Genomic DNA, 4,593 nt, shown 5'->3' with positions numbered 1-4,593 from the left:
GCGGGGCGGGAATCTGGTTGCACACAACTCCTACACATTTATACCCGCAGCTGACGCTTGCCAGTCGTTACCTACCACTCGCCGAGCATATCTTTATATTGATCAGCCCCATGGCTAGAGCCGATATGCGCCCCGAGCCAAAGCGCAGCCGGCATCAAGCAACTCGTCGCGCTCCTCCACCGAAAAGCCCTCGGCGTACACTCGCACCACCGGCTCAGTGCCACTCGGGCGAACCAACAGCCAGGTATCATCCTCAAATGCCAAACGCAAGCCGTCCATGTGACTTACGCTCTGCGGCGCCTTGCCGCAAATCGACTTGGGATTCACACCGGGAAGCAGCGTGCGCAGCGACTCGGCATCTTCTGCCTCAAGTCGTAAATCTCGACGGCCATAACTTGTTTTTCCAAAACTCGCCTCGAGCTGATCGACCAGCACGCCCAGCGAAGCCCCCGTCTTTGCCATGAGCTCACACAGGAGTAGGCAAGCGAGGATGCCGTCACGCTCGGGCATATGCGCGGCAATGCCGATGCCACCGGCCTCCTCACCGCCCATAAGCACCCCGTCTTTTTTCATCTCGGCGGCTATATATTTGAAGCCAACCGGTTTTACGGTCACGCGGCAACCGAGCGCCTCGGCAACACGACGCACAAGCGTCGAGCACGATAGATTGACGACGACTCGCCCCTTCAAATTGCGAAACTGAACCAATTCGCCCATTACGAGCGCCATGATCTGATGCGGATGTATATATCTACCGCGCTCGTCGACCGCGCCAATACGGTCAGCATCGCCATCGGTCACCAGGCCGGCACACGCGCCGTCTTCGATAACTGCACGCTCGCAGGCATCCACCCACGGCTCTACGGGATCGGGACAGATATCCCTCCAATCCGATGCTTGCCCCGCATGAATCTCATGGACCTCAACACCCAGCTCGCGCAGCAAATCGGCAAGATAACCTTGAGCCGCTCCCCCCATGGGGTCGACCACCACGCGCAGACGAGCGGCACGAATGGCATCGGCATCGACAAACGATGCTACCGCTCGCATATAGTCGGGAATGATATCCGCCGTGCGATACTGCTCCTCGAGCCCCAGAGGTTCGGCGGCCATCGTTGCCTCGAGTTCTTCGATGACGTCCTGGTTTGCCGTGGAACCATCGCCCATGCGCAGTTTGAGACAGAGATAGCCCTGCGGATGATGTGAACCGGTCACCATGAGCGCCCCGCACGCCTCGCCATCGTATGCGGCAGCCCACGTGATGGCAGGCGTGGGTACAAAACGGGCCACGAGCACGGCATCAAGGCCATGGGCCGCAAGCACGCCAGCTGCAAGTTCTGCAAACTCGCGCGCCCGGGGACGGGTGTCATACCCGATATATACCGTCTTGCCGGGATATGTCTTTTGCCAGAGCTCGCCGGCGGCATCAGCGATACGGGCAACATTGTCAGCGTTAAAATCCTCGCCGACGCGAGCGCGCCAGCCATCAGTTCCAAAATGAATTATCGCGCACACACGCAGACACCTCGCAGTGTTTGGATCATGGTACGCAAGTGGTATACCCGCAACGAGCGCCCGGCAAGCCGCCGGCGCACGCATTCACCGTTTAGGCAAAAGCCATCGAGGGCGCATGTAGACAAAAAACCGCCCCGGTCGGGGCGGTACTTCGAATGTGCTTTTCTTCGGACTCTATATATCGAGCGCGTCTGCCATAGCAGCCGTCGTGATCGCCGTGGTTCCGCAACAGCCACCAACCATTGCGGCGCCAGCCCGCTTCCACTCGACGCATGCGCGCGCGAAAGCTTCGGGGTCCTCGTGCCACACAGGCCCATCTTGCGTTTGGACCGGATTTCCCGCATTGGGACGTACAGTAACGGGCGTCGTGGCTATCTTGACCATTCTTGGTACCGCAGCGGTAGCCGCTGTCAGGGTGCAGCAATTGATCCCAACCGAGCTCGCACCGTGCTTCTCGGCATACAAGATGGCACCTTCGATGTTTAGGCCATCACCCAGCAGGTCGCCCTTGTCATCAATAGCAAAGCTCACCAGAACGGGCATGCCATCAGCGGCATCATGGACACCGGCGAGCACGGGCTGCAGATTGCGGATAGACGTGATCGTCTCGACCAGAATCCCGTCGACGCCGGCGTTGAGCAGGGCGGACGCCTGCTCGCGAGCATTTGCGCGAATCTCTCGATACTCGGAAGAATCCTCGACAAACCACTCAATCGCAATAGGCCCCATGGACCCCAGCAATAGCTGGGGATTTGCCTGGCGGGCATCGTCGACCGCCCCGCGATTGACCTCTGCCATAGATGGAGCGATTTCATCGCGATCGAGCGCAAAACCCGATGCCTGGAACGTATTGGTAATAAGCACCTGTGCGCCAGCGGCGGCATACAGTCGGTGGATGCGAGAAACCGTCTGTGGTTCGGCGAGGTTCCAAAATGCCGGCGGAATATCGGCAGCACCGTATTCACTCAGCAGCACGCTGCCCATCGGACCCTGTGCCAGCAGCGTCTCGCTGGCAAGTCGGCGCATAAGCTCCTCGCCGCCGAAGCGATTGTAATAACTCGTATCCATATAAATGTTTCGCTATTCCTCGATGCTGATTCCCTGCTTTTCGAGATAGGCGAGCCAACGGACCATTGTGTCCTCGGAAAGCGCGTGCTCCATCATGCAGGCCTCGGCATCGGCGCGCTCAAAGTCGACGCCGAGCTCCTGGACCAAAAATGTGCGAATCAGGCGATGGCGATACCAGATAGCCAAACCGACCTCGCGCCCACGGTTGGTCAGGATAACCTTGCCGTAGTGAGACTGCTCGACAAGTTCGGATGCCTTGAGAGCCGAAACCGCCTTGTTGACCGATGCCTTCGAAACGCCAAGGCGCTGTGCGATATCGACCGACCGCACGCCATTAGTCTCCCCATCCTCGCTTTCGATGCGAACCATGCACTCCAAGTAGTCTTCGTTCGCCACCGTTAGATGTAGCTCGCGCGAGCTATTTGTCGTATCCATGAACATCCGTCCCTTCTGCATTCAATGGCTGATTCTACCCCATCCAAGCGTCGCGGTATGCCGCGGCATACCGTGCTAGAGTTCTTGATGCACACGACAACCAAGATTGGAGCGGTCTCTATGGAAAACACCACCACGAACCCCGACGTACTCGAGCGTTTTTTGCGCTACGTCCAGATCAACACACAGTCCGAGGATGCCAACTGTGACCAGGTGCCGTCGAGCACCGTCCAGTTTGATCTTGCCAATGTGCTTGCCGAGGAATTGCGCGAGCTTGGTGCAACCGATGCCCATGTAACCGAAAACGCCTATGTCTGCGCTCACATTCCCGCGAGCGCCGGCTCCGAGAATAAGCCCGCCCTGGGCCTGATCGCGCACCTCGACACCACCGAGGTCGCACCGGGCGCCGGCGTAGCGCCGCACATCGTGCACTACGAGGGCGGCGACCTGGTTTGCGGCATCGTCGACGGCAAGCCCGTATCCATGAGCACCGCCAAGCTCCCCGCCCTCAACAACCTTTTGGGCGAGGACCTGGTTTGCACCGACGGCACCACGCTGCTGGGCGCCGACGATAAGGCCGGTGTCGCCGAGATTATGGCGCTCGTCGCACGCATTGCACAGGACCCCAGCCTGCCTCACCCCACGCTTGGTATTTGTTTCTGCCCGGACGAGGAAATCGGCCACGGTGCCGAGCTGTTGGATATCGAGGACTTTGGCTGTAAGTATGCCTACACAGTCGACGGCGGTCCGGTTGGCGAGCTTGAGTGGGAGTGCTTCAACGCCGCCGAGGCTACCGTTAGCTTTGAGGGCCAGTCCATTCACCCCGGCGACGCCAAGGGCCGCATGGTTAACGCGGGCAATCTGTTCTGCGACTTCAATGCCCTGCTTCCCTACGTGCAGCGTCCGGAATACACCGAGGGCTACGAGGGCTTCTATCATCTTGAGGGCGTTTCTGCCACAGTCGACCATGCCACGGCGCGCTATATCGTCCGTGATCACGATGCCGCCAAGTTCCAGCAGAAGCTCGATCTGATGGATGCTGCCGCCGCGCTGCTCAACCAGCGTCTGGGCGAGGAGCGCGTAACGGTCGAGATCAAGCACCAGTACCGTAACATGGCCGAGATTGTCCGCGACTACCCAGAGCTGATCGATGTCGCTAAGGAATCCTTCCTTGCCTGCGATGTTGAGCCCCAGGTGCTGCCGATTCGCGGCGGCACCGACGGTGCACAGCTGTCGTTCCGCGGCCTGCCCTGTCCCAACCTTTCAACGGGCGGCTACTGCTACCACGGCGTCAATGAGTTTGTTCCGGTCAGCTCGCTTGTCAAGATGACCGACGTCTTGCAGGAGCTCGTCGCCCGCTTCGCATAAGGAACTCGAATAATCTAGGTAAGCAAAATCGCCCCGTCCTCAAAACCGAGAACGGGGCGATTTTTTGGTGCAAGGGGAGTAGTCGGCATCGCTGGTTGAATCAACGTCAGCGAGCGACGTCCAGAGCGAACAAGTTGGCATGAAAAAGGCAGGACATTGATTCTTGTCATGCCCTGCCTTTTGAATGACAAATTGTCGCTCTGGGCG

Annotated in this window: 5 protein-coding genes; 1 reads left to right on the top strand and 4 read right to left on the bottom strand. The window is 59.0% G+C overall.

Features of this window, described 5'->3' with window-relative positions; all coding sequences use genetic code 11:
- Nucleotides 1-114 precede the first annotated feature (114 nt).
- The 3 genes from ACQRAQ_RS08440 to ACQRAQ_RS08430 form a co-directional block, all read right to left on the bottom strand.
- Nucleotides 115-1,515: a phosphoglucomutase/phosphomannomutase family protein gene (locus ACQRAQ_RS08440; protein ID WP_427794535.1), complete on the bottom strand. Its 1,401-nt coding sequence runs from the start codon at nucleotides 1,513-1,515 to the stop codon at nucleotides 115-117.
- 174 nt (nucleotides 1,516-1,689) lie between these two features.
- On the bottom strand, nucleotides 1,690-2,583 hold the full coding sequence (locus tag ACQRAQ_RS08435) for a homocysteine S-methyltransferase family protein (protein ID WP_427794534.1): 894 nt from the start codon (nucleotides 2,581-2,583) through the stop codon (nucleotides 1,690-1,692).
- A 12-nt stretch (nucleotides 2,584-2,595) separates the two neighbouring features.
- Nucleotides 2,596-3,018 (bottom strand): metal-dependent transcriptional regulator, encoded by a 423-nt coding sequence (locus tag ACQRAQ_RS08430; protein WP_154518396.1) that lies wholly within the window; start codon nucleotides 3,016-3,018, stop codon nucleotides 2,596-2,598.
- 120 nt (nucleotides 3,019-3,138) lie between these two features.
- On the opposite strand from ACQRAQ_RS08430, the gene pepT reads away from it, so the two are divergent.
- Complete coding sequence (pepT, locus tag ACQRAQ_RS08425; protein ID WP_427719695.1) at nucleotides 3,139-4,386, top strand: peptidase T; 1,248 nt, start codon at nucleotides 3,139-3,141, stop codon at nucleotides 4,384-4,386.
- Nucleotides 4,387-4,400: 14 nt separating this feature from the next.
- Here pepT and ACQRAQ_RS08420 read toward each other — a convergent pair.
- Nucleotides 4,401-4,593 (bottom strand): hypothetical protein (locus tag ACQRAQ_RS08420; RefSeq protein ID WP_427794533.1); only part of this gene is annotated, 193 nt, incomplete at its 5' end.

Source organism: Collinsella sp. SGI.178 (assembly GCF_050313495.1).
Classification (GTDB): Bacteria; Actinomycetota; Coriobacteriia; order Coriobacteriales; family Coriobacteriaceae; genus Collinsella.
This window is presented reverse-complemented; position numbering and strand designations above follow the sequence as displayed.

Excerpts from the sequence above, each read along its gene's own strand:
- ACQRAQ_RS08435 (WP_427794534.1), bottom strand. The coding sequence starts at position 2,583 with ATGGATACGAGTTATTACAATCGCTTCGGCGGCGAGGAGCTTATGCGC.
- ACQRAQ_RS08430 (WP_154518396.1), bottom strand. The coding sequence starts at position 3,018 with ATGGATACGACAAATAGCTCGCGCGAGCTACATCTAACGGTGGCGAAC.
- pepT (WP_427719695.1), top strand. The coding sequence starts at position 3,139 with ATGGAAAACACCACCACGAACCCCGACGTACTCGAGCGTTTTTTGCGC.